The organism is Trinickia sp. LjRoot230, from assembly GCF_964253315.1.
Taxonomy (GTDB): Bacteria; Pseudomonadota; Gammaproteobacteria; order Burkholderiales; family Burkholderiaceae; genus Trinickia.
Genome location: NZ_CAXUQX020000002.1, coordinates 1,323,775 through 1,350,774 on the forward strand (window position 1 = coordinate 1,323,775; position 27,000 = coordinate 1,350,774).

A 27,000-nucleotide genomic window follows, 5' to 3' on the forward strand; every position below is an offset into this window, starting at 1 on the left:
AGTATAACGATGGGTCGGTCCGCGCGGGCAGAACGCGGCCGGGCAGAGTATTATTGTGCGGTGCATCATTAGCGATCGATACTGACACTATTTTTTTCTTTTGAGGGCTCCGTTGGATGACCAAAACCCTGAGCAAAATCTGGCTGGGCGGCTTCAAGCGGCTGATGTCGAGCCTGCCTGCGGCCCAAGCCAAGTCCTTGCGCAGTGCAACCAAGAAGCCGCGTCGCACACGGGCCGACAGTGTCACGCCCGGCAAGCCCGCTGAAGCCCGCGAGGCCTCGGGCTCGCGCGTACGTCCGCGCGCCGCCGCGTGGGCCAAAGGCCACTGGACGCGCTCGTATCATTCGGCGCCGCCGTTGCCGGGGCGCTTGGTCAATCATCTGCCATATGGTCTTTATGTGCCGCCCGCGAAGACGACGCTCAAAATGCCGCTCGTCGTGATGCTGCACGGCTGCAAGCAGACAATCGACGAGTTTGCGGCCGGGACGCGCATGAATTTGCTTGCCGATGCGCAGGGCTTTGCGGTCGTCTATCCCGAGCAGTCGCGGCACGTGCACGCGCACCACTGTTGGCATTGGTATGACGATAGAGACACCGCGGGCCGCGGCGAGGCGCGCGCAATCGTGTCGCTTGTCGACGCGCTTGTCGAGGAATACGGGTTCGATGCCGAGCGCGTCTATGTGGCCGGCATTTCGGCGGGGGCCGGGCTGGCATCGCTGCTGGCACTGCACTGGCCTGAGCGTTTCGCGGCTATCGCACTGCACTCGGCGCCGGCGTTCGGCGAGGCGCATTCGGGGCTGACCGCGATAGACGTCATGCGGCGCGGCGCGCGGCGCGATCCGGTTGCACTGGCGGAAGCCGCCGTCGACATGGCATCGTACCCTGGCATGCCCGCGATCATCATCCATGGCGATGGGGATGCGGTTGTGGCGCCGCAAAACGCGGAGCACTTGAGCGCAGCGTTGCTGCGGCTCAATGGATTGGTGGATGCCGACGGCGTCTGGAAAAGAGGCACTGTGCGCGAGACGCGCGCGAGCAACTGCGTGACGCGCGATTTCCTTGCCGGCGGGCGCCGTGTGGTGCGGCTGTGCCGCGTGCCCGGCCTCGGGCACGCGTGGGCGGGCGGCGACGACGCCATCGCCTTTCACTCGCGCAAAGGGCCTGATGCGAGCGCGCTGATCTGGGAATTCTTCCGCTACCAGCGCCGAGAGCAGGCCGCTGCACCGGCGCCTCGCCGGGCCGCGAGCTTCAACTGACGCGTAAACGCCACACTCATCGGGCGAGTTCAGGGCACGCTGGCGCGAATCTAGGGTTTTCCCTATAATGCGGGTAAATACCTAGGCGCGAATCAACCAGCGTCTAACCCTTAGTGAGGTGACCATGTTCCTGCTCAGCCGTTTGTTTCTGTTCCTGACGATGTCCGCCGACGAGCGCAAGAAAGCGCACGACAACAGCTATCTGTCCGAAGCCACGGACCTTTACGATCTCGAATACCGCATGCGCAAGCTTGATCGCGACGCAGCCGTTGCGTCCACGGCTTGGTTGAGCCACCGCTAAGCGTCAGTGTTTTGTAGCGGGTTGGCTGGATCAGCCCGGCGCAGTCGAATCGGTGGGTTCGCCCGGCTCCTGTAGGCCGAAGCATCCGCGGTAAGTTGCGTAAAACGAGCAGTAGAGCATGGTGGTCAGCGTGAGCGTGGCTGGAAACAGCACGACGAACGAAAAAGCGCCCGCGCCGATCAAAATCATCGCCAAAGTGATAATCGTCGAGGCTGCCATCAGTGTGGCGAACCAGAGCAACGCGTAGACGATGAACGCGCCACGGTTGCGCCAGCAACTGACGAGACTGAAAAACAGCGCCTTGACCGGCGGCACGTCGTGCCATGCGACAAGCACCGGCGCGAACCAGAAAAGCATCGCGACCGGTATATAGCAAGCAAGTGCCACGGCCCCGGCCAATTGCACGTGGGTTCCCGCGAGCGCGGCGGGCCCGCCTTCGGGGGAGCCCAGCATCAGCTTGAACAAGGTGCCGCCGTCTACGAGCGCCGAACTCGTGAATACGAGCACGATGGCGCCCATATACAGGGCGCCGAGTTCGATAAGCCGCCGTGCAGTCAATCTTCCATAAGACCGGAACCCGTCGATCAGAATGGTCGGCAGCACGGGCTTGCCAGCAATCGTATCGCGGTACGCCGCCATGAACCCCACCGCCACGCCCGGAATAAACACGAGCGGCAGCACGCCGCCGACCAGCGGCACGTTCGAGACGAGCCACATCGCGAGCAGATAGGTGAAAAAAATCGTCAGAAATGCCAGCGGGTTTCTGCGAAAGAGCCAAATACCTTGCTGGTACCAGGCGTAGCCGGTTTTTGCGGGGACTTCGATCAGGTGCATAGAGGTGACGCGTCCGGCGCCGCACCACGAAGGCGCTCCCGCAAGATGCGTTCGAAATGAGTCGGGTCGTGCGGTTCCAGCATGGCTGCCGCACGCGGCAAGTGAAAGTCGTAAAGGCGCGACACCCAGAAGCGATAGGCGCCGGCGCGCAACATATCGCTCCAGTGCCGGCATTCTTCCGGTGAAAATGGGCGCACCGTTTGATACGCCCGCAACAGCGCTTCGAGCCGCACAGTATCGAGCCGCCCGCTCCCCAGATCAACGCACCAGTCGTTGACCGTAACCGCCAAATCGAAAAGCCATTTGTCGCAGCCGGCGAAGTAGAAGTCGAAGAAGCCCCCGAGCCTTACCTCGTGCCCCGTGCCCGGTGCCGCGGGCGCAAACAACACGTTGTCGCGAAAAAGATCGCCGTGGCACGGGCCGCCAGGCAGCGCCGCGTAGTCGGCCGATGCAAAGAACGCGGTTTGATGCGCGAGCTCCGCCAGCAGCAATGCGCGCTGCGGTTGCGACACGAATGGCGTGATGGCGGGCACCGTCTCCTGCCACCATGAGAGGCTGCGCAAATTGGGCTGGAACGGCTTGAAATCGCGGCCCGCCAAATGCATGCGCGCGAGCATGTGGCCCACTTCGGCACAGTGCTCCGCGCCGGGGGCCAATTGCGGCGCTCCCTCGAGTTTCGTGACGATGGCGGCAGGCTTGCCGTGCAACCCACCAAACAGGGCGCCGTCATCGCGCGGCACCGGGTCCGGCACCGGCACGCTGTGCGATGCCAGATGCCGCATCAGGTCGAGATAAAACGGCAGTTGTTCGGCCGTTAGTTTCTCGAACACGGTGAGTACGAACTCGCCTTGCGTGGTCGTCAAAAAGAAGTTGCTGTTTTCGATCCCGGAACTAATGCCGCGGAAATCGACGACTTCGCCAAGATCGTAATGACGCATCCACTGCGCGAGGTCGGTTTCGGTGACAACGGTAAATACGGCCATGCGGGAGACTTCGAATTCAGGTAAGCGGATGTCCGCCGAGGGCAGCAACGCGTTGCCGCAAGCGTTTCTGTCAATGCTGCCCGGTTGCCCCGCGCGAAGCGGGACAACCGGGACAACCGGCGCAACGCACAGTGGAGCTCAAGCGGCGGGCGGTTAGTAGTGCAGATTGATTGACGGCAAGCGCGTGCTGGCCTGGCCGTTGTCGCGCACCTTGGGCGAGGTGTCAGGCGACGCGCTCATCTGATAATGGGTGCCGAAATTCGAGCGGACGTCGATTTCGACGGGCTTGCCCTTGTCGCGGTATTCGGTGATGACGGTGCCGTTCCTGCTCTTCTCGTAGTAGCTGGGCGTGCGCGGTACGTTCACGTCGACTTTCGACGAAACCTCGGCTGCCGGGCGGTTGATGGCATCGAGGTCGGGCAGGCCGGCCGCTTCGTTGGCGGCATGGCGCTGCGCATGCGCTTGCGCGTCGTCCACGGCGGGCTGCGCCGCCGCAGCCAGGTTGCACACCGCGAAAAGCGCGGCAACGGTAGCAGCGACGAAAACATACGGCTTCATGATTTTTCTCCGAGGGAATCCCCCAATTCTAGCAAATGCGCCCCGTTTCACGGCGACAACACGCATCTTTCGCGCGCGCATGCGGCGGCGCACAGGCCGCGTGCGGCAAGGCCCTCGGACACGATGCGGTTCGTGGTAATGTCGTCGGATCGAACGAGGCGAACGAAGATGAAAAACGATATCAAGCAGCATGCGGGCCCGATCCGCCCGAGCGACTTCCCAACTGAATCTTTCGCCGAGCCGGCCGATGCCGTCGCGAGGCTGTCCACGATATACGAGGCGAATACCGCGTTCTTGCGCGACGCTTTTGCGCGCTACCGACGCAACGAACCGTTCGCGGAACGCGTGCGGGCCTGCTACCCGTTCGTGCGGCTGCAAACGGAAGTCAACACGCGCATCGATTCACGTCGCTCATATGGTTTCGTCGCAGGTCCTGGCGTCTACGAGACGACGGTCACGCGGCCTGATCTGTTCGGCAATTATTATCGCGAGCAGCTCCGGCTGCTGGCCAAGAACCATCATGTGTCGATCGAAGTGGGCGTATCGCAACATCCGATTCCGATCCACTTTGCTTTTGCGGAAGGCATTCATCTCGAAGGCGAGCTCGGGCGCGACCGGCTAATGGCGATGCGCGACGTGTTCGATACACCCGATCTTGCGCAACTCGACGACGGCATCGTCAACGGCACATACGAGCCGCAGCCCGGCGAGCCGTATCCGCTTGCGCTTTTTACCGCACCGCGGGTCGACTTCTCGTTGCATCGGCTGAGACACTACACGGCAACATCGCCGACACATTTTCAGAATTACGTTCTCTACACCAACTACCAGTTTTACATCGACGAATTTACGAAGCTCGGCCGGACGTTGATGTCGCACACCGACGATGAAGAGTTGCGCGCCTACCGCAGCGAGTACACGTCGTTCGTCGAGCCGGGCGACGTCGTCACTTACAACGCCAATCTCGGCGAGCAGCCTGACGAGGGTGTGCTGCCGGGGCGTCTTCCGCAGATGCCGGCCTATCACCTCAAGCGCGCCGATGGCAGCGGCATCACGATGATCAACATCGGCGTGGGTCCGTCGAATGCGAAGACGATCACCGATCACATCGCCGTGTTGCGTCCGCATGCGTGGATCATGCTGGGTCACTGCGCCGGTTTGCGCAACACACAGCGGCTGGGCGACTACGTGCTCGCGCACGGTTATGTCCGCGAGGATCACGTGCTGGATGCCGATCTGCCGCTTTGGGTGCCCATCCCGGCGTTGGCGGAGGTTCAAGTCGCGCTCGAGCGCGCGGTCGCGCATGTGACGCAGCTCGAAGGCGCGGAACTCAAACGCGTGATGCGCACGGGAACGGTGGCGAGCGTCGATAACCGCAACTGGGAGTTGCGCGATCATCGCGAGCCTGTGCAGCGGCTGTCGCAAAGCCGCGCTGTTGCGCTCGATATGGAAAGCGCGACGATTGCCGCAAACGGCTTTCGCTTTCGCGTGCCGTATGGAACGCTGCTATGCGTGTCCGATAAACCTCTGCATGGTGAGCTCAAGCTGCCCGGCATGGCCGATCAGTTCTACCGTGCGCAGGTCGACCAGCATCTGCAGATCGGCGTGAAGGCGATGGAACTGTTGCGCATGAACGGACTGGACCGGCTGCACAGCCGCAAGCTGCGCAGCTTCGCGGAGGTGGCGTTTCAGTAGTTTCAGTCGTTTCAGTAGCGACGTGCGGTGCGCCAATTCACCCACGAGATTTCCTGTGCTTTTTTCCGATCCGCCGCGGGAAGCTGCGCGATCTTCTCCGCCAGGATCGTTTCGGTGTCGAAGACTTCCAAATTTGGCGCATTGGGTTGTTCGCAACCGTTCAAAAGCGCAGCCTGTTCTTCCAGTTCTCGTTGCAACAGGCACAAATCGCATACATCCCACGACCGCACGCGCCTGTGTGGTTCGCTATAAATACACACAAGCCTTTGCGCCGCTTGGTGAATCTGCTCGAACGCGTGCCAAGGATCGGCCATGTTGCTGATCTGCGCCGCCAGCAATTGAAGGAGATAGGCTTGATGTTCGGGACGAATGGCGCGACGGTAGTCACCCTGCGTACGCGGATCGAACCATGTCATTGCCTCGTCGAGTTTGCGACGTTGTCTGGAAGCGCCCATGCGTGAAATGTCTTCGGCGAGCCAGTGCGCTTTGTTGGAAGCATAGCGGCGCACGGGCAAGCGCTTTTGCACCGTACGCACTTGCACCGCTGCACCAACCACGGCGTCGAGCGTCTTTGCGCAGGCGCGCTGCGGTAGGCCCGAGAACTTGGAAAGGCTCAGTCTCGCAGCCGATGCTCCGTGATCAGCGGCTGCGTTTCGATTTGCTGGTTGGGCCGAGGGAACGGGGTCGGGCCGGCTTGCATCGCCGCCCGAAGTGACTTTCACCATCGCCTTTTCCCGAGTGCGTCGAAGACCTCTCGTGCTGGCGCGTAATCGATAACTCTCAGATTCGACAATACCTGCTCGAGCGCATCGCTCACTTCCATCCATTCGACTTGCGTCCACCGCTCCGGAAAAATGGCATCCGCCAACGATTTGAATGCCGCGAGCTGATGTTCGCTCGCCATGCCCGGAATCAGGCTTGCTAACGCTTTGGCGTTATACGGATACCACGCTTGGACCGGACATAAACGATCGAAAAGCGTGGCCTGTTGCTCGCGCGACCAGCGGCCTTGCAAAAAATGCGTCAACGAGAAGACGTCGTTCGGGTTGGATTCGATCCAATGCATGACGCGGTTCAACGACGCGTTGGCCGCACCGCGAGGTAATGCCGAAATACTTTCGGCAATCGCGTCGAGCGTGAATGCATGCGCATAAACGAACCCGCGGCGGCCCGCCTCGACTGTCGCGTCCATCACGACATCAACGTCGCCTGGGTGATCCGTGCTGTTCTCGCGGCTGATGATATTGCGCGCGATAATTGGCAGTGCTAACCATTCATCGTCACTCTCAGCGTTCTCTTTGATCGAACGAATGAGTGCCAATGATTCGTCGAGACTAACGTCGTCCCGCAATGGTGACGCATGGGAAATGGCAAGCAAGCGAAAGACTGTCAGATAGTCTTCCTCGCTGAGGGCATCTTGGTGCCGTGCGGTATTCGACATGTCGAGTACGGACATCCGCATTTCCGATAGCAGGAATGGTGCGGCTTCGGCCAGCGCAAGCAGTGGGGCGGCAGGATTTTCGTCGAGTATCGACCGCATCCGTACCGAAATAACCTCGAAGGCTTCCGCAAGTTGCTCCGGCTTGACGTAAGCGAGCCGGGTCGCCACTTTCGCGAGCGGGTTTGCTTGTAAAGCGGACGGCAAATCGCCGATCGTTTTTCCTGTCGGCGAACCTGATGTCGGGCCGACGCAAGCTCGGATGTCGGCAAGGTCGTGCGCCCGGCCCGCAGCGTCGATAAGTGCGGCTTGCAGTGCACGCGGCTCGATGCGCTTCGGCAATGAATCGCGCTCGCCGCGTGGTGCAAGCAGCACGGCGAGTTGCGGATGTTCCGGCGGTCTCACCGTGAGGGGAAACGCCGGCACCGGCCGCGAACTTGTGAAACTGAGAGACGGCCCACCGTCAACGGGTGTGGCAGATTCGCTGCGCCGAACAAAGTTGCCGCTCATGAGTGCGTTCAGGAAAAAACCGTGACACGCACGTTATACGCGGGCAGCGGCGGGGCCAGCCGGCCGCGCCCGAAGCCCCGACTTCGACGGCGAACGTCCGCGGCCCGCCTGCTGCCGCTCAAAGATAAAACATGCGGTCTTCGTCGGCCTTCGCTGCCGTTTGCGGCTCGACTTCTTCGCGGTCTTCGTAGAATCCGAGCACGGCTTCGAGCACTTGATCGGGACTGTCGATGACCTGCATCAGCTTCATATCCTCGGGGTTGATGAGGCCCATCGGCACGAGCGCCGATTCAAACCAGCCGAGCAGCCCCTTCCAGAACTCGGCGCCCACCAGGATGATCGGCACATGGCGCGATTTCTTGGTCTGGATCAGCGTCAGGACTTCGGCGAGTTCGTCGAGCGTGCCGAAGCCGCCCGGCATCACGATGACGGCGTCGGAGTTTTTGACGAACGTGACCTTGCGCGTGAAGAAGTGCCGAAAGCGCAGCGAGATGTCCTGCCACTGATTGCCGGACTGCTCGTGCGGCAGCTCGATGTTGAGCCCGACCGAGGGCGCTTTGCCCGCGTGTGCGCCCTTGTTGGCCGCGGCCATAATGCCCGGGCCGCCGCCGGAAATGACGGCGAAGCCCGCGTCGGAGAGCTTGCGAGCAATTTGCATGGCGAGCTTGTAGTAGGGTGAAGTGGGCTTGAGCCGGGCGGAGCCATAGATGCTGACGGCCGGGCGGATCTCCGAGAGGTACTCGGTAGCCTCGATGAACTCTGCCATAATCGTGAACATCTGCCACGATGCGCGGGCCTTTTTGGCTGTCGCGCGCTCTTGATCTGCGAGCGATCGCAGACTCGGAATCACTTTTCTTCTCTTGTTCATAATGCCTGTAGAACGGAACCTGGAAGGTAAGACCCTCGTGTTGGTCGATGGATCAAGCTATCTGTACCGGGCTTACCACGCGATGCCTGACTTGCGCGGCCCCGACGGCGAACCGACTGGTGCGCTCTATGGAATAGTCAACATGTTGCGGCGCATGCGCAAGGAAGTCACGGCAGAGTATAGCGCGTGCGTGTTCGACGCCAAGGGCAAGACGTTTCGCGACGACTGGTTCGCCGAATACAAAGCCCACCGCCCGCCGATGCCCGAGGATCTCGCCAAGCAAATCGAGCCGATCCATTTCGCCGTGCGTGCGCTTGGCTGGCCACTCTTGATGGTCGACGGCGTGGAAGCCGACGACGTCATTGGCACGCTGGCGGCCGAGGCCGAGCGGCATGGTATGAACGTGATCGTATCGACGGGCGATAAGGACCTGGCGCAGCTCGTGAGCGAGCGCGTCACGCTCGTCAACACCATGACGAACGAAACGCTCGATCGCGCTGGCGTGCTGGCGAAGTTCGGCGTGCCGCCCGAGCGGATCGTCGACTATCTCGCGCTGATTGGCGACACCGTCGATAACGTGCCCGGCGTCGAGAAATGCGGCCCCAAGACGGCGCTCAAGTGGCTCACGCAGTACGAGACGCTCGATGGCGTCATCGCGCACGCGGAGGAGATCAAAGGCGCGGTCGGCGAGAACCTGCGCCGCGCGCTCGACTTTTTGCCGCTCGGCAAGAAGCTTGTAACGGTCGAGCGGGCTTGCGATTTGAAGAACCACGTGGAATCGATCGAGGCATCGCTCGCCGCACGGCCCGAGTCGCCGCTTGAGTTACGCGAACTCTTCATGCGTCACGGTCTGAAGACCTGGCTGCGCGAAGTCGAAGCCCTCATTGCGCAAGCGGAAGCAGCGCAGACGGCCGAGCCTGCCGAGGGCGGGCTGCTCGCCACGCCGCCCGCGCCGACGGTCGATGCGCCTCGTTGCTACGAAACGGTGCAGACATGGGAGCATTTCGACTCCTGGCTCGCGAGGATCGACGCGGCACCTCTTACCTCGCTCGATACCGAAACCACTTCCCTCGACCCGATGGTCGCGCAGATCGTCGGTATTTCGCTGTCCGTCGGCGCCAGCTGCGCCGCTTACATTCCGCTTGCGCATCGCGGCCCCGACGCTCCGCTGCAGCTTGCGCGCGACGAAGTGTTGGCGAAGCTCAAGCGTTGGCTCGAAGATGCCGACAAGAAAAAGCTCGGTCAGCATCTGAAATACGACGAACAGGTATTGGCGAACTACGGCATCGAATTGAATGGCGTGGAGCATGACACGCTGCTGCAATCGTACGTGCTCGAATCGCACCGCACGCACGACATGGATAGCCTCGCAATGCGCCACCTCGGTGCGAAGACGATCAAATACGAGGATGTTGCGGGCAAAGGCGCGCAGCAGATCGGCTTCGACGAGGTGCCGCTCGCCGCGGCCGCCGAATATGCCGCCGAGGATGCCGACATCACCTTTCAGTTGCACACGGCGCTGTATCCGCAGATCGAAGCAGAGCCTGGCCTGATGCGCGTGTACCGCGACATCGAAATGCCTACCGCGCGCGTGTTGCGCAAGATGGAGCGCAACGGTGTGCTGATCGACAGCGAGCGGCTGCGCCGGCAGAGCAACGAGATCGCGGCGCGGCTGATCGACCTCGAAGCCGAGGCCTATACGCTTGCGGGCGGCGAGTTCAATCTTGGGTCCCCGAAGCAGATCGGCCAGATATTCTTCGAACGCTTGCAACTGCCTGTCGTCAAAAAGACGCCGAGCGGCGCCCCGTCGACCGACGAGGAAGTGCTGCAAAAGCTGGCGGAGGATTATCCGTTGCCGAAGCTGCTGCTCGAGCACCGGGGGTTGTCGAAGCTGAAGTCGACCTACACCGACAAGCTGCCGCGCATGGTCAACGCGAAGACCGGGCGAGTTCATACGAACTACGCACAGGCGGTGGCCGTCACCGGACGGCTCGCATCGAACGATCCGAATCTGCAGAACATTCCGGTCCGCACGGCCGAGGGCCGCCGCATCCGCGAAGCGTTCATTGCGCCGCCGGGCAGCAAACTTGTTTCGGCCGATTATTCGCAAATCGAACTGCGGATCATGGCGCATATCTCAGGCGATGAATCGCTGTTGCGTGCGTTCGCGCTCGGGGAAGACATTCACCGCGCAACCGCGGCCGAAGTCTTCGGCGTCACGCCGCTCGAGGTGACGAACGATCAACGCCGCATTGCGAAGGTCATCAATTTCGGGTTGATCTATGGCATGAGTTCGTTCGGGCTTGCGTCGAATCTCGGTATCACGCGCGATGCGGCGAAGCTCTATATCGATCGCTACTTTGCCCGCTATCCTGGTGTGGCGCGCTATATGGACGACACGCGGGCGAGCGCGAAGCAAAAGGGCTACGTCGAAACGGCTTTCGGACGGCGTTTGTGGCTGCCGGAAATCAACGGCGGCAACGGGCCGCGCCGGCAGGCTGCCGAGCGTGCGGCGATCAACGCGCCGATGCAAGGCACTGCCGCCGATCTGATCAAGATGTCGATGATCGCAGTGCAGGGGTGGCTCGAGCGCGAGCGCTCCGCGAGCCGCATGATCATGCAAGTCCATGACGAACTCGTACTCGAGGTGCCTGATGACGAACTATCGACGATACGCGAGCAGCTGCCGCGGTTGATGTGCACCGTGGCTGAACTGAAGGTGCCGCTCGTTGCGGAAGTCGGTGCCGGCATCAACTGGGAGGAAGCGCATTGATGCGCTGAACTCGCCCGATACGTTTGCGAAAAGAATCAACAACGGCAGATACGGAGAACCAGCATGCATCGTTTCATTGTCGTCGGGGGAGGGGCAGGGGGGCTCGAACTTGCCACGCGGCTGGGTGACCGTTATGGCCGGTCGCGGCGAAACGGCGAACCGCGTGCGCTCGTCACGCTCGTCGATCGTTATCCGACGCACATCTGGAAGCCCCTGTTGCACGAAGTCGCGGCGGGCAGCATGGACCCGTTCACGCAAGAACTCGAATATGCGGCTCAGGCACGCTGGCACGGCTTCGAGTTTCATCAGGGCGATCTGATCGGGCTCGATCGGGCGGCCAAGCGCATCACGCTCGGGCCGGTCGGCGACGAAGACGGCGCAGAACTCTTGCCGCAACGCGAACTTCACTACGACACGCTCGTCATCGCCATCGGCAGCACGACCCATTTCTTCGGCGTGCAGGGCGCGGAGCAGCATTCGATGGCACTCGACACCGTCGCGCAGGCCGAGCGGTTTCGCAAACGGCTCATCGCCGCTTGCATCCGGGCTGAGCATCAGCAGCATGAGGCCGTCGAAAGCGGCCCCGGCAGTTCACCCGGGACCGAACCGCGCGTTCAAGTGGCGATTGTCGGCGGTGGGGCCACGGGGGTCGAGCTCTCGGCTGAATTGCGCAATACCGCGCAGGTGCTGTCTGCTTACGGCTTACACAAGCTCGACCCGCGGCACGATATCGGCATCGTGCTGATCGAAGCGGGGCCGCGCATTTTGCCCGCGTTGCAAGAGCGCGTCTCCACTGCGACGGCTGAGTTGCTGACCAAGCTCGGCGTTAAACTGATGATCGGCGAGACGGTGGCCGAGGTGGCGCCCGGCCTCGTGCGCACGGCCAGCGGCAACACGGTACGAGCCGATTTGACTGTCTGGGCGGCAGGCATCAAGGCGCCGCCCGTGCTGAGCAGCCTCGATGGGCTCGGCGTTACGCGGCTTGGCCAGCTGGCCGTGCGACGCACGTTGCAAACCGAGCTCGACGACGATATCTTTGCGCTGGGCGATTGCGCGGCCTGCCCGTGGCCGGGCAACGAGCGCAACGTGCCGCCGCGCGCGCAGGCGGCGCATCAGCAAGCGAGTTTCTTGCTGCGAGCGCTGGGCAACCGGCTCGAAGGGCGGCCGCTGCCGGAGTTTCGCTATCGCGATTTCGGTTCGCTGGTCTCGCTCGGCCATTTCAGCGCGGTCGGCAACCTGATGGGCGGCGTGATTGGCGGTAGCATGCTCGTCGAAGGTTTGTTCGCGCGTTTCATGTACATGTCGTTGTATCGGCTGCACATTGCCGCATTGCACGGCTACCCGCGCATGATGCTCGATACCGTCGCGCATTGGCTGCGGCGCACCACGTTGCCGCGCGTGAAACTGCATTGAGAGACGGTCGCCGCCGCAGTCCAACCTGCTAAGGAGCGAACACGATGCTGAGCCCCGATGTCGATAGCCTGATCCCGCAAGTGCCATTCGATCGCCGCCGCTTCTTGAAGGCTGCGATCGGCAGCGGTTTTGCGGCCGCCGTCTTGCCTGTTTCGGCGCAGACCATTCATACCGACAGCGCAGGCCTCGAGGCTGGCGAGATCGCGTTTGCGTCGCAAGGCACACAAGTGAAGGCCTATCGCGCGCAGCCAAGCGGCAAACATCATTTGCCGGTAATCATCGTGATCCATGAGATTTTCGGCGTGCACGAGCATATCGCCGACGTCTGCCGGCGCTTTGCCAAACTTGGCTATCTGGCGATTGCGCCGGAACTTTATTCGCGCCAAGGCAATCCGGCGGTCTATCCGTCAATCCAGCAACTCAATGACGCAATCGTCAGCAAAGTACCGGATGAATCGGTCATGGCCGATCTCGATGCCGCCGTGAAATGGGCTGGCGAACACGGCGGGGATCTGGCGCGTCTAGGCGTGGTCGGTTTTTGTTGGGGCGGGCGGCAGGCCTGGCTTTTCGCCGAGCACAACACGCATCTGAAAGCCGCGGTTGCGTTTTACGGGCGAGTTGCCGGGCCGCATGGCGAAACCACGCCGAGCAACCCGATCGATCGCGTGGCCGATCTGCATGCGCCCGTGCTGGGTCTGTACGGCCAGCAAGACACGAGCATTCCGCAGGACACGCTCGAGCAGATGAAGACCTTGGTAGCGAAGGGGCCGCAGGTGGCGCGCGGTTCGAAATTCGTCGTCTATCCCGACGCCGGCCATGCGTTTTTCGCCGACTATCGGCCCAGCTATCGCAAGGCCGACGCCGAAGACGGCTGGCGCCGCGCGCTCGCTTGGTTCAAAGAGCACGGCGTGGCGTAGTAGCAGGGCCGGTTGCCGCTGACGACGCGTTCAGAGCGAGCAGGTGGTCAAGGATTGGGATTGGGTCCGGTTGCAACGGGCCGCGTGGGCTCGGCGCACCATTCGCTCCACGACCCGGGATAAAGCGCGGCGCCGTGCAGGCCCGCGACTTCCATCGCGAGCGCGTTATGGCAGGCCGTCACGCCCGAGCCGCACTGCAGGACCACGTGCTCGGGCGAGGTGGCGCCGACAACCGCCTTGAACTCGTCACGTAGCGTATGGGCCGGCTTGAAGCGGCCGTCTGCGGTGAGATTGTCTTTGAAGAAGCGGTTCACGGCTCCGGGGATATGCCCCGCCACCGGGTCGAGCGTTTCGTTCTCGCCGCGATAGCGGTCCGGCGACCTCGCATCGACGACAAGCTTGTCGTGCGTAGCAAGATTTTGCTCCAGCGCATGTGCATCGACCGTCACGGCAAGCGGCGCCGCCGCCTTGAAGTCGCCCCGCTGGGCGGCCGGCGTGGCGGTATCGAGCGCATACCCGGCCGCCTGCCATGCCTGCATGCCACCGTCGAGCAGGGCAACGGAATCGTGACCGAGCCAGCGCAGCAACCACCAGAGCCGGGCGGCGTAAGCACCGCCATGCGCGTCATAGGCCACGACTTGCTGGCCTTGCATGAGCCCGTGCGACGCGAGTTTGCTGACGAGCCCGGCGCGATCGGGCAGCGGGTGCCGTCCGTTCTTTCCCGTCTTTGGGCCGGAAAGGTCGCGTTCGAGATGAAGATAATGCGCGCCGGGGATATGACCTGACGCATAGGCCTGCTCGCCTGCGTCCGGGTTGGTCAGATCGAAACTGCAATCGAAGACGAGCACGCTTTCAGGCGCATTCGCGAGACGCTCGGCGAGATTGGTGGCCAGAATCAGCGTCGTGTAATGAGTGTGCGGCATGATGGTCCTTGTGGGCGACGAACTTCGCTTCAAACAGCGCTGCTTCCAGTCTAGACAAAAAGGCGGGCAAGGAGGATGGCGCCCCCTTGCCCGCCTTGCCGGCCGCCGATTGCTCAGAGCTTGCCGAGCTCGCGGCGCAAGAACTCGTGAAAGTGCTGCATGCCGTCTTCCATCGGGCTTTGATATGGCCCGACCTGGGATTCGCCGCGCTGCATCAGCGCCAGACGGCCTGCGTCCATTCGCTCAGCAATTTCGTCATCCTCGCGGGCGGTTTCCATATACGCCGCACGTTCCGCTTCGACAAATTCGCGTTCAAACAGCGCGAATTCCTCCGGGTAATAAAACTCGACGATGTTCGTCGTTTTACGCGTGCCGCGGGGAATGAGCCACGACACTACGAGCACATGGGGATACCACTCGATCATCAGGCCCGGGTAATAGACCATCCAGATCGCGCCGCACTCCGGCACGCTGCCGTCGCGCACGCGCAGCACCTCGTCGTGCCACTTGCGGTACACGGGGCTGCCCGCGTTCGCGAGTCCGGCATGCACGCCGACTTTCTGCACGCTGTACCAGTGGCCGAACTCCCACGTGAGATCGTCGCAATTGACGAAGCTGCCGAGCCCCGGATGGAACGGCACCACGTGGTAGTCCTCCAGATAGACCTCGATGAAGGTCTTCCAGTTGTAATTGCACTCATGCACTTCGACGTGATCGAACATGTAGTCCGAAAAATCGAAATGATGGCGCGTGCCGAGGTTGGCGAGATCTTCGGCAACCTCGCGCCCCGCGGCCTCGAAGAGCAGCCCGTGCCAGTTCTGCAGCGGCGAGGCGCCCAGATTGAGGCAGGGGTTGTCGGCAAAATGCGGTGCGCCGAGCAATTCGCCGTCGAGGTTGTACGTCCAGCGGTGCAGCGGACAGACGATGTTGTCGGCTCGGCCGCGACCATTGAGCATGATGGCTTGCCGATGCCTGCAAACGTTCGACAGCAGCTCGACTTGCGAGCGCTGGTTGCGCACCAGCACGCGGCCTTCGTTCTCGCCCGGCAGCGCAAAATAATTTCCCGCCTCGGGCACCATCAATTCGTGCCCGATGTAACGAGGTCCCTTCTTGAAAAGAAATTCCAGTTCGCGCGCGAGAAGCGCTTCGTCAAAGTAAGCCGTGACAGGCAGCTGGCTGGAAATGGCCTTTAGCTGCAATGCATTGCTCAGATTGGACATTCCCACTCCCGATGAAGACGTGAAAGCAGTGAACAACCCAACCATCGAAGATTCGATTTGGGAAGCCCGCGATTATACCCGTTCCGTTCTTCTTGGGGCACAGCTAAGTCCATGATTCTCGTAAAAACCGAGCACAAATTCGGCGGCGGCTGCATTTCGTCCGCCGAATCCGCCGAGTTCCGCTGCTGCATCGCGCGCATCGGCCGACGGTTTTGATATGACGGATCGAGGCCGCGCGACACGCAACAGTCAAGTTATGTCGGCCGACGCCCGCATTGGATCGCAGCACTTCGCGTGCCGAAAACCGTTGCCGCAAGGGCACGGTCTTCGTTCACTACGGTGCTGGATGGGTCGGACTTGGTGCTTTTGCCGTAGAATGTCCGACTTGTTTTTAATTCACCCGATCTCGATGGCGAAATCCACACCGCAAGACACCGCTGCGCCTGCCGATAGCAGCTCGCACGGAGGCCAGCACGCAGATCAGCACAACGGTGCCCCGCTGCCTGGCAACTACGAGGCGGCGGTGGCGGAGTTGGAGCAGTTGGTCGCGCGCATGGAGGGTGGCACCCTGAGCCTCGAAGCGTCGCTTGCAGCCTATCGGCGCGGGGCGGCTCTCGTGGCTTACTGTCAGCAACAGTTAGAGAAGGTGGAGCAGCAAGTGCGTGTTCTCGATGGCGAAACGCTAAAGCCGCTGCCTGCCGACACCCCTGCCGCCGAGGGCGGAGACGACCTATGACTTTTGACGAATGGATGCGCGCGGTTCTCGCACGCGTCGAAGCGGCGCTCGCGCGATACCTGCCAGAGGCCGAAACGGCCCCCGCGCGGCTGCACGAAGCGATGCGCTATGCGGCGCTCGGCGGCGGCAAGCGGGTGCGGCCGCTGCTCGTGCATGCGGCGGGCGAATTGACGGGTGCGCGCGCATCGGCGCTCGAGGCCGCATCGGCCGCGCTCGAAATGATTCACGTCTATTCGCTGGTGCATGACGACATGCCCTGCATGGACGACGACGCGCTGCGGCGCGGCAAGCCAACCGTGCACGTTCAGTATGACGAGCCCACTGCGTTGCTTGTTGGCGACGCGCTCCAATCGCAGGCGTTCGTTGCGCTGACGGACGATTCCGCGCTTGATGCGCGCGCCCAGGCCGCGCTCGTGCGGGAGCTGGCGCTTGCCAGCGGGTCGCTCGGCATGGCGGGTGGGCAGGCTATTGATCTGGCGAGCGTGGGCCTGACGTTGTCGCGCCCTCAGCTCGAGACGATGCACCGCATGAAGACGGGCGCGCTGTTGCGTGCTTCGGTGCGGATGGGGGCGCTGGCTGGCGCGGCGCCCAACGCCGATGCGATGCGTGCGCTCGACGCTTATGCCGCCGCCGTGGGCCTTGCTTTCCAGGTGGTGGACGACATCCTCGACGTCACGACGGACTCCGCCACGCTGGGCAAGACGGCCGGCAAGGACGCGAAGGACGGCAAGCCGACCTACGTGTCGATTATCGGACTCGATGCGTCGCGGGCGCTGGCGGCTCAGTTGCGCCGCGACGCACATGATGCGCTTGCGCATTTCGGGGGGCGCGCGCAGCGTCTGGCCGAACTTGCCGACCTGGTTGTGAACCGGGTGAGTTGAACGCGAAGCCCGCTGCCGCGCGCAAGGTGCTACGGGGTGCGCGAGAAAAATGCGGGCGCGTAAGTTTTCCTACAATGGAACGACGATGTACGACTTGCTTAAAACCATCGACGCACCGGCGGATTTACGCCGCCTCGACCGTCGTCAACTTAAACCGCTCGCCGACGAGCTGCGTGCGTTCGTGCTCGACAGCGTCTCGCAGACGGGCGGGCACTTGTCGTCGAACCTCGGCACGGTCGAACTGACGATCGCCCTGCATTACGTATTCGACACGCCGAACGATCGCATCGTCTGGGACGTCGGCCACCAAACGTATCCGCACAAAATCCTGACGGGCCGACGCGAGCGGATGCATACGCTGCGCCAGCGTGGCGGCATTTCGGGTTTTCCGCGCCGCGTAGAGTCGGAATACGACACATTCGGCACGGCGCACTCGAGCACCTCGATCTCGGCGGCGCTGGGCATGGCCATCGGGAGCAAGCTGGAAGGCCAGGATCGGTTCTCGATCGCCGTGATCGGCGATGGCGCGATGACCGCTGGCATGGCGTTCGAGGCAATGAACAATGCCGGCGTGTGCGACGACTTGCCGTTCCTCGTCATCCTGAACGACAACGATATGTCGATCTCGCCGCCGGTCGGTGCGTTGAATCGGCATCTTGCACGGCTGATGTCGGGTCGTTTTTACGCAGCGGCGCGCGCGGGGGTCGAACGTGTGCTGCGCGTGGCGCCGCCGATGCTCGAACTCGCCCGCAAGCTCGAAGAGCACGCGAAAGGCATGGTCGTACCCGCGACGCTGTTCGAAGAGTTCGGTTTCAACTATATCGGGCCGATCGATGGGCATGACCTCGATTCGCTGATTCCCACGCTGCAAAATATCCGCGAACTGCGCGGCCCGCAGTTCTTGCATGTGGTGACGAAAAAGGGCCAAGGGTACAAGCTTGCTGAAGCCGATCCGGTGCTTTATCACGGCCCCGGCAAATTCAATCCGGCCGAAGGCATCAAACCGTCTAGCGCGCCGAGCAAGAAGACGTACACGCAAGTTTTCGGTGAATGGCTTTGCGATGCGGCGGAACTGGACTCGCGCGTGGTCGGCGTTACGCCCGCGATGCGCGAGGGCTCCGGGCTCGTCGAATTCGAAAAACGCTTCCGCGATCGCTACTTCGATGTCGGCATTGCCGAGCAGCATGCGGTCACGTTTGCGGGCGGCTTGGCGGTCGAGGGCATGAAACCGGTCGTCGCGATTTATTCGACGTTCTTGCAGCGCGGATATGACCAGTTGATCCACGACGTCGCGCTGCAAAATCTGCCGGTGGTATTCGCCATCGATCGGGCGGGCCTGGTTGGCGCGGACGGCGCAACACACGCAGGGGCGTACGATTTCGCCTTCTTGCGCTGCATTCCGAACATGACGGTGATGGCGCCGTCGGACGAAAACGAATGTCGCCAGATGTTGTACACGGCGCTGCAGCAGTCCAATCCGACGGCGGTGCGTTATCCGCGCGGCGCGGGGGCCGGCGTGGCGACGGTCAAGCAAATGACCGCGCTGCCGGTCGGGCGCGGGGAAATCCGTCGACAGTCCACGGCTGCAAAGGGCAGCCGAATCGCCATTCTTGCATTCGGCACGATGGTGGCGCCGTCGCTTGTCGCGGCAGCTGCACTCGACGCAACGGTGGCCAACATGCGTTTCGTGAAGCCGATCGACGCCGAGCTTCTGCTCGAACTCGCTCAAACGCACGACATGCTTGTGACGGTGGAGGAAGGGTGCGTGATGGCGGGGGCCGGTTCGGCTTGCGTCGAATCCCTCCTTGCGAACGGGGTTGTTCTGCCCGTACTACAATTGGGCCTTCCCGACAGCTTCATCGATCACGGCGACCCTTCGAAACTTTTGGCGGAGTGCGGCCTCGACGGCGCGGGGATCGAAAAGTCGATCCGCGCGCGGTTCATCGGGCCGGCGGCTGCCAAATTGGCGCAGCGCGTCGCTTGACGGTCGGTGGCTGCAGCAGTCGCTTTCGCGACTGCTGTGCTTTCCGTATGCATGCATGGGCCTTGAACGGCCCATGTTTCGTTATAGGCTGGATCTCCTGTGCCGGGTCCAGCGACGGAGCTTGTCTGGCAGTGCGCCCTTTCAGGACAGAACAACGATGAATCAGATGAATGAAGCCTTCGTAATGCCCGACGTGCAAAGCTCCGTCGATATCCGCCAAATCCCGATTCAGCGAGTGGGGGTGAAGGGCGTGCGTTATCCGTTGAGCGTGCGTGCCGCGAATGGCGAAGTGCAGGCAACGATCGGCAGGTGGAATCTCGACGTTCATTTGCCGGCCGATCAGAAAGGCACGCATATGTCGCGCTTTGTGGCGTTGCTCGATGAGATGAACGCGCCGTTGGATTCGGCAGCATTTCGGACGCTGTTGTCGGCGATGCTGCACAAGCTCGAGGCCGCTGCCGGGCGCATCGAGGTGTCGTTTCCTTATTTCATCAACAAGACAGCGCCCGTGTCGGGCGTATCGAGCCTGCTTGATTACGAAGTCACGATGACGGGCGAAATGCGCGACAACACGCTGCATACGTTCCTGCAAGTGCTTGTTCCGGTGACCAGCCTTTGCCCTTGCTCGAAGGAAATCTCGCAGTACGGCGCGCACAACCAGCGCTCGCACGTGACGATTCGCGCGGAATTGGCGGGGGAGTTGTCGGCTGCGGAACTGATTCGGATTGCTGAAGAGGAAGCGTCGTGCGAACTATGGGGGCTGCTCAAGCGTCCCGACGAAAAGTTCGTGACCGAACGCGCTTATGAGAATCCCAAGTTCGTCGAAGATCTCGTGCGCGATGTCGCCCAGCGATTGAATGCGGACGAGCGGGTGCTCGCGTATTCGCTTGAAGCCGAGAATTTCGAGTCGATCCACAATCACAGCGCTTACGCTGTGATCGAGCATGACAAGCGTGCGTCGCGCTGAGCCGCTTTTTTTTGACGGCGGCCTGTTCCAGCTCTATTGCGGCAACGACGACAAATCCCAGCGCGGCTTGACGGTAAAGGCGTAGTCGCGGCTGGCCTGCGCGGGCCATCGCGCTAGCCGCAATGCGCCGGCAAGCGCGATCATCGCGCCGTTGTCGGTACAAAACGAGAGATCGGGGTAATGCACCTCGTAGCCCCGTTTTTGGGCGGCCGCGGAAAGGGCTTCGCGCAGCTGCCGGTTTGCACCCACACCGCCTGCGACAACCAGCCGTTTCATCTTTGTCTTTTTCAGTGCCGCGAGTGACTTCGCGACGAGCACGTCGACGGCGGCATCGACAAAGCCGCGGGCCAGGTCGGCCTTGGCCTGCTCGCAAACATTCTCTCCGAGCTTTTTCGTTTGCGTCAGCACGGCCGTTTTCAATCCGCTGAAACTGAAATCGAGATCGCCCGAATGCAGCATCGGCCGTGGCAGCGCGACGGCTCCCGGCACACCGAATTCGGCAAGGCGCGAGACTTCGGGGCCGCCCGGGTAGCTCAGCCCGAGCAGCTTGGCGGTTTTGTCGAATGCTTCGCCGGCGGCGTCATCGAGCGTTTCGCCGAGCGTTTCGTAGATGCCCACATCGGCGACGCGCATCAACTGCGTATGGCCTCCGGAGACGAGCAACGCGACGAACGGAAACGGCGGCGGGGCCGGCACGAGCAACGGCGAAAGCAAATGGCCTTCGAGATGATGAATGCCGATGGTGGGCTTGCCCCACGCCATTGCGAGCGCGTTGGCGATGCTTGCGCCGACGAGCAGTGCGCCGGCAAGGCCGGGCCCTTGCGTGAAGGCGATGGCGTCGATATCGGCGCTCGTCGTACCGGCGCGCGCCAACACGTCTTCCAGTAGCGGCAAGGTGCGGCGAATATGATCGCGCGAGGCAAGTTCGGGCACCACGCCGCCATATTCGCGATGCATCGCGATTTGCGAGTGCAAAGCGTGCGCGAGCAGCCCGCGTTCAGTGTCGTAGAGCGCGAGGCCAGTTTCGTCGCAAGAGCTTTCGATGCCGAGAACGAGCATGTTGCAAGGAGGGAGGCGGTACGCGCCGCGAGCCTGAAACGGAGGGAAACACAAAAGTATAACAGCCGGCCTCGATATACCGTACACGACAGGTAAAATGCGCGCCATGGAATCCTACGATATCGCGGTAATCGGCGCCGGCGCGGCCGGGATGATGTGTGCGGCGGTGGCTGGCCAACGCGGACGGCGGGTCGTGTTGATCGATCATGCCGCGCGGCTCGCCGAGAAAATCCGCATTTCGGGCGGCGGCCGGTGCAATTTCACGAATCTTCACGCAGGTCCGGCCAATTTCCTGTCCGCCAATCCGCATTTTTGCCGCTCGGCGCTGGCGCGCTATACGCCGCGTGATTTTCTGGCGCTGCTCAAGTCGCACCGCGTGACATGGCATGAAAAGCACCGCGGGCAATTGTTTTGCGACCATTCGAGCGAAGCGGTCATCGACATGCTCAAAGCCGAATGCGATGCCGGGGCGGTGGTTTGGCGGCGCCCGGTCTTGGTCGCCGCCGTGCGTCATACCGACGGTAGCGGTTTTTCGATCGATACGAGCGCAGGGGTGATCGCTGCGCGTTCGCTCGTTATCGCCACAGGGGGGCTTTCGATTCCGAAGATCGGGGCGACTGATTTTGCGTACCGCATCGCCAAGCAGTTCGGTCACAAGCTTATCGAAATGCGGCCCGCGCTGGTGCCGCTGACGTTTTCCGAAGACCGATGGGCACCGTTCGCCGCGTTGTCCGGCGTCTCGTTACCGGTCGAGCTCGGTGCAGGCCCGAAGAGGGCGGAAGGCGTGTTTCTCGAAGATCTCCTTTTTACGCATCGCGGTTTGTCAGGGCCAGGTGTGCTGCAGATTTCGAGCTATTGGAGCGCCGGGGAGCCGATACGAATCGATTTGCTGCCCGGACGGGATCCGGCAGGCGAGCTGCTGGGGGCCAAGACCACTGACCGGCGCCAGATCGGCAACCTGCTGGCCGAATGGATGCCTGCACGGCTCGGGCATGCCTGGCTTGATACGAACGGTGTGAGTGCGCAGGCGCGTCTGGCGGAACTGTCCGATAAAACGCTGCGTCGCATCGGCGAGGCATTTTCGCATTGGACGCTAACGCCAAGCGGCACAGAGGGATACCGCAAAGCCGAGGTCACGAAGGGCGGCGTTGACACGCGCGAGCTGTCGTCGGCCACCATGATGAGCGAGCGTGTCGCGGGTCTTTACTTCATCGGCGAGGCTGTGGATGTCACCGGCTGGTTGGGCGGTTACAACTTCCAATGGGCGTGGGCATCCGGTGTCGCCGCGGGGCAGGCCGCGGCTGATTTTGCGTAGACCGGCTCTGGATCGACCGGCGAGGCCTTTCTTCGGATGGCAAAACGAAGCTTCGTCAGTTCCAGTTGGACCGTCCAGGACAAAGCGCATAGTCCGATCCATCAGTTCAACCGGAAATGAATAGTGTCCATTCCTCCGATTTCCGGCGCCTCTGGCGCACCGCGCGACGACGATCCATCCCCAGCCGCTGACGATAAAGCGCCGCCGCGCCCGACGCGGCAGCCGCAGCAAGACCAGTTCGGCGGGTTCCGGTCATCACCGCGCCAGGGTCGCAGCGGCGCGCCGCCGGATGCAGAGGTTGTTGTGTCCAGAGATGGCAGCAGCATGTCCGTCACGGCCACCGGCGGCAGCACGGTCTTCGCTGCGATGGGCGGAAACGTGATTGTCCATAATTCATCTGGATCGCCTCAGCCGTCGCGAAACACGGGCGGATTGTCGCCGAGGATCCCTCTGGTGAACCGTATGATCGACGCGATATACGACTCATATGCGTTAGAAAGCGTCGTCAATAAAATTTCCAGAGCGCCGGAACAGGACAAACCCGCGCTGCTCGCCGCAACGGCAAAACGCGTCACCACATTGCTCAAAGACCCCAACAGCTGGACGGATTCGGAGAAGATAGACGCCTTTATCCAGTTGGTGAGCGGCGCCACGGACGCATTGAACAGTTCCCATCAGCCCGATTTCGAGCGCTACGCCGAAGCGACCGCAGCGTTTGCCGAATTGGTGCCGCACTTGCCCGTAAACGACGAAGTGCCGAGCCGTTACCTTTATTTGGCGGGGTTGATGGTGGAACCGCCGCTACCGCCTCAGCATCTGGAGGCGCTAACCAATGCGCTGTTTCACGTCGCGAAAGACATGCCTCAGCCGGCAGCCCACAATCTGTTCCTCGCCCTCACCGGCAAAATGGAGGAAATCAAAAAAGGCGAGCGTGCACCGATGTTGAACGCGATGGCATCGAATCTCGGCGCGCTTGAGCATCGCGACGAACTCGGCTCGTTTCTGCTTCTCATGGCCGCGTCCGGCTACGAGGAGAGCGAAACGCTCGGACGTTCGGTTTTGCCGCGCGTAATCGACCGATTCGGTCCCTATCTCGATGCGTGCAAGGAAGGTCTCTCGGATATGGGCGATGAGACCAAGAACTTCTACTTCTTGCTCCACCTCTTGGAACAAGGTCACCAACGTGAAATGCACGCCCCCACGCTGGCTGGCTTTGCCTCTATGTGCGGCAAGCTTGCGCTCAATGAACAAGGTCCCGCTTTCGACAAGATTCTCGAATACGCGACTCGCAGCGGTGAACCGAGTGCCGTGTTGAAAAGCCTAATTGACGTATTCCCCACTATCCAGGCCACCGGCCACGAAGACCGCCATCGACGACTTTGCGAGGCCATCGAGGCATGTGGCAAGCCGCAAAGCGACGAACTCTTTGCTCGTCTCTTCAACCAGCACCGCCCAAGCTAGCGCGCCGCACAGGACAACCGTGCTCAGCAATCGAAGTGTATTTATGCCGAACGTCTGCTATACTCCCGAACCTTTGTGATATTTCCGTTTTGGAAGCATGACGATTATCCGCCTTAAGGAAAACGAGCCATTCGAAGTTGCGATGCGCCGCTTTAAGCGCACGATCGAGAAGAACGGACTTCTCACTGAGTTGCGGGCGCGCGAGTTTTATGAAAAACCGACGGCTGAACGCAAACGAAAGAAGGCGGCGGCTGTCAAACGCCATTTCAAGCGGCTTCGCGGCCAGATGCTACCGAAGAAGCTGTACTGACACTAACTGAGATTGAATTTCGCGGCGCTGCAAGCGCTGCGCTTGCGTTAGTCATTCTTTACGAAAAAAGACGCGCAAAAACCCGCTTGAGGAAGGGTCCCAAGCGGGTTTTTGTGCTCCGCAACACGCAAAGCGTAACGCTGCAGCTACGTAGTTGTGTAGTGGCTAAGTAGCGGCGCCTCCCCCACTTTCAATCCACCTGGGTGAACGATGAGCTTGAAGGATCGGATCAACGACGACATGAAGGCCGCGATGCGAGCGCGCGAAACGGGCCGCTTGGCTACGATCCGCTTGCTGCTTGCGGCGATCAAGCAGCGCGAGGTCGACGAGCGCATCACGCTCGACGACGCGAGCATTACCGCGGTGATCGACAAGATGATCAAGCAGCGCAAAGACTCGATCAGTCAGTTCCAGGCCGCTGGTCGGGCTGACCTCGTGGAGCAGGAAACGGCCGAAGTCGCGGTGCTTGCAGACTATATGCCGGCGCAGTTATCGGAGGCCGAGGTTGCTGCCGAGGTTCAGGCTGCCGTCACCCAAACCGGTGCGGCGGGGCCGCAGGATATGGGCAAAGTGATGGGCGTGCTCAAGGGCAAGCTTGCTGGCCGGGCCGACATGACGGCTGTATCCGCGCTGGTGAAAACCGCGTTGGCCAAATAACCAGAGGAAAGGGTTGCGTGCCGCAGGCATTGCGCTGCGGCACGGCGCCCTTACGTACGCCTTGTGATCCCGCATTCGTTCCTTCAGGACCTGCTGAACCGCGTCGATATAGTCGATGTGGTGGGCAAGTACGTCCAGCTGAAAAAGGGCGGAGCGAATTTCATGGGGCTTTGCCCGTTTCACAACGAGAAGAGTCCGTCGTTCACGGTCAGCCCGACCAAACAGTTTTACCATTGCTTCGGCTGCGGTGCGCACGGCACGGCAATCGGCTTTCTGATGGAGCATGCGGGCCTTGGTTTTCCCGAGGCCGTGGGCGATTTGGCGCAATCGGTCGGTCTGACGGTGCCGCAGGAGCCCTCGTCGATGCGGGCAGTCGGCGGCGGCTCTGGCGCCGAGCGCGGCCCTGCCGATTTCAAGGCTGCAGCCGCGCTCACCGATATCATGCAAGCGGCCTGCGAGTATTACCGCAAAGCACTGCGCGGCGCACCCGAGGCAATCCAGTACCTGAAAAATCGGGGCTTGACCGGCGAGATCGCGGCGCGCTTTGGTCTGGGCTTTGCACCGGACGGCTGGCAAAACCTCGAAGCGGTGTTTCCCGATTACCGCAATGAGGCGCTGGCCGAGGCCGGGCTCGTGATCGTGAGCGAAAAGCTTGATGCGCAAGGGCAGCCGCGCCGCTACGACCGGTTTCGCGAGCGCATCATGTTTCCGATTCGCAACGTAAAGGGACAGGTGATAGGTTTTGGCGGCCGCGTGCTGGACTCTGGCGAACCGAAATATTTGAATTCGCCGGAAACGCCACTATTTAGTAAAGGCAGCGAGCTTTACGGCCTTTTCGAGGCGCGACTTGCCATCCGCGAGGCGCATTCGGTGCTCGTCGTGGAAGGGTACATGGATGTCGTGGCGCTCGCGCAACTGGGTTTTCCGAACGCCGTCGCAACGCTCGGCACGGCCTGTACGCCGGTCCACGTTCAAAAGCTGCTGCGCCAGACCGATACGGTGATTTTCAGCTTCGACGGCGATGCGGCGGGGCGGCGTGCGGCGCGGCGCGCGCTGGATGCCTGCTTGCCGCACGCGGCCGATAACCGGACGATCCGTTTCTTGTTTTTGCCGGCCGAGCATGACCCCGATAGCTACGTGCGCGAATTCGGCCAAGACGCATTCGCCGAGCAGATCGAGCGCGCGATGCCGCTTTCGCAGTTCATGCTGAGCGAGGTGCTGGCGGGTAAGGAACTCGATACGCCCGAGGGCCGCGCCCGGGCGCTCTTCGATGCGAAGCCGTTGCTGCAGGCGCTGCCGGCCAATGCGTTGCGCGCGCAGATCATGCACATGTTCGCGAGCCGGCTCGACGTGCCGTTCGACGAAGTGGCCGCACTGTGCGACGTCGACGCCCGAATTGTGGCTGCTGCGCGGCCGGCGCCGCCACGCAAGGATCGGCGGCGCGTCACGGGAATCGAGCAGCGTGCGTTGCGCAATTTGGTGATGTATCCGCGTATCGTTGCGCTGCTCGACGACGAAAGCGAGGAAAGCCTGCTTGCACAATCACACGGCGAATTATTCGCGGAGGTGACGACGCATGCCCGTGCGCTGGGCGATGCGGCTGAATTCCGGCTGCTTTCGGATCTGTTGCGTACGGGTGCGAACGCGGCGACTTTCGAAGAAATTTTCCGCGAAATTCTGGACTATGATGAAAACGTCCGAGATTTGTTGTTGCAGGGCCCGGAACGAGATGCCGCCATTGATCCCGCTGAACAACACCGCGAGCGCGAACGTATCGCGGGCGAAGAACTCCAGGCAGCCATTCTGAAGATGCGTTATGACGCTTGCTGTCAACGGCTTGAGCGTCTTTCGCGTCAGTCGCAGCTTACCTCGGAGGAAATCGCGGAATATGCGGAACTGGGCCGGCAGCGCGCTGACATGAAACGCTTAGTCGGTCTTTGA

At 61.8% G+C, this 27,000-nt stretch carries 24 protein-coding genes; 15 read left to right on the forward strand and 9 right to left on the reverse strand.

What is annotated here, in order from left to right; all coding sequences use genetic code 11:
• Positions 1-116 precede the first annotated feature (116 nt).
• Positions 117-1,256, forward strand: a complete 1,140-nt coding sequence (locus tag ACSQ20_RS24940) for an extracellular catalytic domain type 1 short-chain-length polyhydroxyalkanoate depolymerase (RefSeq protein WP_436025208.1) — start codon at positions 117-119, stop codon at positions 1,254-1,256.
• Positions 1,257-1,380: 124 nt separating this feature from the next.
• Complete coding sequence (locus ACSQ20_RS24945) at positions 1,381-1,557, forward strand: DUF3563 family protein (protein ID WP_436025210.1); 177 nt, start codon at positions 1,381-1,383, stop codon at positions 1,555-1,557.
• A 30-nt stretch (positions 1,558-1,587) separates the two neighbouring features.
• Here the strand turns inward: ACSQ20_RS24945 and ACSQ20_RS24950 are convergent, their stop codons facing one another.
• The 3 genes from ACSQ20_RS24950 to ACSQ20_RS24960 form a co-directional block, all read right to left on the reverse strand.
• A complete protein-coding gene (locus tag ACSQ20_RS24950; RefSeq protein ID WP_436025212.1) occupies positions 1,588-2,391 on the reverse strand; it encodes a BPSS1780 family membrane protein in 804 nt (267 codons plus the stop codon).
• On the reverse strand, positions 2,382-3,374 hold the full coding sequence (locus ACSQ20_RS24955) for a homoserine kinase (RefSeq protein WP_436025214.1): 993 nt from the start codon (positions 3,372-3,374) through the stop codon (positions 2,382-2,384). The genes ACSQ20_RS24950 and ACSQ20_RS24955 overlap by 10 nt, the downstream gene beginning before the upstream one ends.
• Positions 3,375-3,527: 153 nt before the next feature.
• Complete coding sequence (locus ACSQ20_RS24960; protein WP_436025216.1) at positions 3,528-3,932, reverse strand: hypothetical protein; 405 nt, start codon at positions 3,930-3,932, stop codon at positions 3,528-3,530.
• A 168-nt stretch (positions 3,933-4,100) separates the two neighbouring features.
• On the opposite strand from ACSQ20_RS24960, the gene ACSQ20_RS24965 reads away from it, so the two are divergent.
• Positions 4,101-5,627 (forward strand): AMP nucleosidase, encoded by a 1,527-nt coding sequence (locus tag ACSQ20_RS24965; RefSeq protein ID WP_436025218.1) that lies wholly within the window; start codon positions 4,101-4,103, stop codon positions 5,625-5,627.
• Positions 5,628-5,638: 11 nt separating this feature from the next.
• Here the strand turns inward: ACSQ20_RS24965 and ACSQ20_RS24970 are convergent, their stop codons facing one another.
• From ACSQ20_RS24970 to ACSQ20_RS24980, 3 genes are all read right to left on the reverse strand, one after another.
• A complete protein-coding gene (locus ACSQ20_RS24970) occupies positions 5,639-6,136 on the reverse strand; it encodes a hypothetical protein (RefSeq protein ID WP_436025220.1) in 498 nt (165 codons plus the stop codon).
• Positions 6,137-6,345: 209 nt separating this feature from the next.
• The gene (locus ACSQ20_RS24975) at positions 6,346-7,470 is read right to left on the reverse strand and encodes a hypothetical protein (RefSeq protein ID WP_436025222.1); all 1,125 of its coding nucleotides are present in this window, start codon (positions 7,468-7,470) and stop codon (positions 6,346-6,348) included.
• 223 nt (positions 7,471-7,693) lie between these two features.
• Positions 7,694-8,443 (reverse strand): TIGR00730 family Rossman fold protein, encoded by a 750-nt coding sequence (locus ACSQ20_RS24980; protein WP_436025224.1) that lies wholly within the window; start codon positions 8,441-8,443, stop codon positions 7,694-7,696.
• 1 nt (position 8,444) lies between these two features.
• Between ACSQ20_RS24980 and polA the strand changes: the two genes are divergently transcribed.
• From polA to ACSQ20_RS24995, 3 genes are all read left to right on the forward strand, one after another.
• A complete protein-coding gene (gene polA, locus ACSQ20_RS24985; protein ID WP_436025226.1) occupies positions 8,445-11,216 on the forward strand; it encodes a DNA polymerase I in 2,772 nt (923 codons plus the stop codon).
• Between the two features lie 63 nt (positions 11,217-11,279).
• The gene (locus tag ACSQ20_RS24990; protein ID WP_436025228.1) at positions 11,280-12,629 is read left to right on the forward strand and encodes an NAD(P)/FAD-dependent oxidoreductase; all 1,350 of its coding nucleotides are present in this window, start codon (positions 11,280-11,282) and stop codon (positions 12,627-12,629) included.
• 44 nt (positions 12,630-12,673) lie between these two features.
• On the forward strand, positions 12,674-13,546 hold the full coding sequence (locus tag ACSQ20_RS24995; RefSeq protein WP_436025230.1) for a dienelactone hydrolase family protein: 873 nt from the start codon (positions 12,674-12,676) through the stop codon (positions 13,544-13,546).
• A gap of 47 nt (positions 13,547-13,593) precedes the next feature.
• Here ACSQ20_RS24995 and ACSQ20_RS25000 read toward each other — a convergent pair whose 3' ends face one another.
• Together ACSQ20_RS25000 and ACSQ20_RS25005 are read right to left on the reverse strand one after the other, a co-directional pair.
• The gene (locus ACSQ20_RS25000) at positions 13,594-14,469 is read right to left on the reverse strand and encodes a sulfurtransferase (RefSeq protein WP_436025232.1); all 876 of its coding nucleotides are present in this window, start codon (positions 14,467-14,469) and stop codon (positions 13,594-13,596) included.
• Positions 14,470-14,582: 113 nt separating this feature from the next.
• Positions 14,583-15,689: an aromatic ring-hydroxylating oxygenase subunit alpha gene (locus ACSQ20_RS25005; protein ID WP_436025234.1), complete on the reverse strand. Its 1,107-nt coding sequence runs from the start codon at positions 15,687-15,689 to the stop codon at positions 14,583-14,585.
• 409 nt (positions 15,690-16,098) lie between these two features.
• On the opposite strand from ACSQ20_RS25005, the gene ACSQ20_RS25010 reads away from it, so the two are divergent.
• From ACSQ20_RS25010 to folE2, 4 genes are all read left to right on the forward strand, one after another.
• Entirely contained in the window at positions 16,099-16,425 is a 327-nt protein-coding gene (locus ACSQ20_RS25010) for an exodeoxyribonuclease VII small subunit (RefSeq protein ID WP_436025236.1), read from the forward strand.
• Positions 16,422-17,306: a polyprenyl synthetase family protein gene (locus tag ACSQ20_RS25015; RefSeq protein WP_436025238.1), complete on the forward strand. Its 885-nt coding sequence runs from the start codon at positions 16,422-16,424 to the stop codon at positions 17,304-17,306. Before ACSQ20_RS25010 ends, ACSQ20_RS25015 begins: the two co-directional genes overlap by 4 nt.
• Positions 17,307-17,391: 85 nt before the next feature.
• A complete protein-coding gene (gene dxs / locus ACSQ20_RS25020; protein WP_436025240.1) occupies positions 17,392-19,290 on the forward strand; it encodes a 1-deoxy-D-xylulose-5-phosphate synthase in 1,899 nt (632 codons plus the stop codon).
• Between the two features lie 157 nt (positions 19,291-19,447).
• A complete protein-coding gene (gene folE2 / locus ACSQ20_RS25025) occupies positions 19,448-20,257 on the forward strand; it encodes a GTP cyclohydrolase FolE2 (RefSeq protein WP_436025242.1) in 810 nt (269 codons plus the stop codon).
• A 33-nt stretch (positions 20,258-20,290) separates the two neighbouring features.
• On the opposite strand, the gene tsaD is transcribed toward folE2, so the two are convergent.
• Positions 20,291-21,316: a tRNA (adenosine(37)-N6)-threonylcarbamoyltransferase complex transferase subunit TsaD gene (tsaD, locus tag ACSQ20_RS25030; protein WP_436025244.1), complete on the reverse strand. Its 1,026-nt coding sequence runs from the start codon at positions 21,314-21,316 to the stop codon at positions 20,291-20,293.
• Positions 21,317-21,422: 106 nt separating this feature from the next.
• Here tsaD and ACSQ20_RS25035 point away from each other — a divergent pair, with 106 nt between their 5' ends.
• The 5 genes from ACSQ20_RS25035 to dnaG all read left to right on the forward strand — a co-directional run bounded on the left by ACSQ20_RS25035 (position 21,423) and on the right by dnaG (position 27,000).
• The gene (locus tag ACSQ20_RS25035; protein ID WP_436025246.1) at positions 21,423-22,631 is read left to right on the forward strand and encodes an NAD(P)/FAD-dependent oxidoreductase; all 1,209 of its coding nucleotides are present in this window, start codon (positions 21,423-21,425) and stop codon (positions 22,629-22,631) included.
• A 123-nt stretch (positions 22,632-22,754) separates the two neighbouring features.
• Complete coding sequence (locus ACSQ20_RS25040; protein WP_436025248.1) at positions 22,755-24,092, forward strand: hypothetical protein; 1,338 nt, start codon at positions 22,755-22,757, stop codon at positions 24,090-24,092.
• 97 nt (positions 24,093-24,189) lie between these two features.
• Positions 24,190-24,402 (forward strand): 30S ribosomal protein S21, encoded by a 213-nt coding sequence (gene rpsU / locus ACSQ20_RS25045; RefSeq protein WP_436025250.1) that lies wholly within the window; start codon positions 24,190-24,192, stop codon positions 24,400-24,402.
• 210 nt (positions 24,403-24,612) lie between these two features.
• Positions 24,613-25,059: a GatB/YqeY domain-containing protein gene (locus ACSQ20_RS25050; RefSeq protein WP_436025252.1), complete on the forward strand. Its 447-nt coding sequence runs from the start codon at positions 24,613-24,615 to the stop codon at positions 25,057-25,059.
• Positions 25,060-25,122: 63 nt separating this feature from the next.
• Positions 25,123-27,000, forward strand: coding sequence for a DNA primase (gene dnaG, locus ACSQ20_RS25055; RefSeq protein ID WP_436025254.1), 1,878 nt, complete (start codon positions 25,123-25,125; stop codon positions 26,998-27,000).